Origin of the sequence: Citrobacter sp. Cf132 (genome assembly GCF_030333885.1) — a bacterium.
In the GTDB taxonomy this organism is placed as follows: Bacteria; Pseudomonadota; Gammaproteobacteria; order Enterobacterales; family Enterobacteriaceae; genus Citrobacter; species Citrobacter freundii.
On sequence record NZ_JAOWFA010000019.1, the window covers coordinates 1 to 927 of the forward strand.

At 45.6% G+C, this 927-nt stretch carries 1 protein-coding gene; it reads right to left on the bottom strand.

Annotation, left to right across the window (positions count from 1 at the left end; translation table 11 throughout):
- Positions 1–65: 65 nt before the first annotated feature.
- Positions 66–575 carry a non-heme ferritin-like protein gene (locus OGV85_RS00525; RefSeq protein WP_286552889.1) on the bottom strand — a complete coding sequence of 170 codons (510 nt, stop codon included), beginning with the start codon at positions 573–575 and terminating at the stop codon, positions 66–68.
- Positions 576–927: the final 352 nt, after the last annotated feature.

Below are 927 nucleotides of genomic sequence, written 5' to 3' on the forward strand. Positions count from 1 at the left end.
GAAAAAAATCGGCCCAGATCCGCGAAATTTTAATCAGCGAGTCAGCTTGGGAAGAAATGACCTGCTTATTCGCACCTTCCATAGCGATCGATCACGCCAACCAGATAGTGGTCGGTTTGCTGCATGTTGATGCCCGCTTTTTTAGCGCTGCGGACTTCATCCAGAATGATTTGCAACAGCGTCCCGTCCACGATTTCCTCTTTTCTGTATCGCTTCAGGAAGTTAATCGCTGACTTATCGTTTGCTGCCTGGGCGTCTTCCGTCAAAGAGGTCAGCGCATTAATGCGCTTCTGGTAATCGCTTACCGTCTGCTCAAACAGATCTTCCAGCGTGGAAAATTCACCGCACCGGGCGTGTTGCTCCTGTAACACCGGCGTGGCGCCGCTCTGTTTGATGTATTCGTACATGCGCATCATTTGCGTCACCGTATTTTGCGCCTGATGACGCAAAAATAGTGCGGTGCCATTAAGGCTATTCTCGCTGCACCTCTGGCTGAGCTGAAGATACAAATTTGAGGTATAAAACTCCTGATTCATTTGCGCATTCAGTTTTTGAACTATTCCGCTAGCGATCATAGGACTTCCTTATTTCTTGTCATCTCAGAAAACGGTCACTCTTCGAAAAAACAACCAGAATAAAAGCGATTCTTTCGCTTTTTTTATTGCGCCTGGTTACGCAGTCATATTCATTTTAAGTCGGGATGCTCCTTATTTAAATATCCAACCCTACTATCGCATTTCTATCTGGCATTATTCTGTGATGGTGTTTCGATATTCACACTCCCTGTGCCAATCCTTTCTTATCGACAGTAGGAAACTTCCTCCGGCTATTCTGCTGAACACGATTAGGGGCACTGTTGCAAAGTTAGCGATGAGGCAGCCTTTTGTCTTATTCAAAGGCCTTACATTTCAAAAACTCTGCTTACCA

Coding starts and splice junctions, on each gene's coding strand:
- OGV85_RS00525 (WP_286552889.1), bottom strand. CDS start 575: ATGATCGCTAGCGGAATAGTTCAAAAACTGAATGCGCAAATGAATCAG.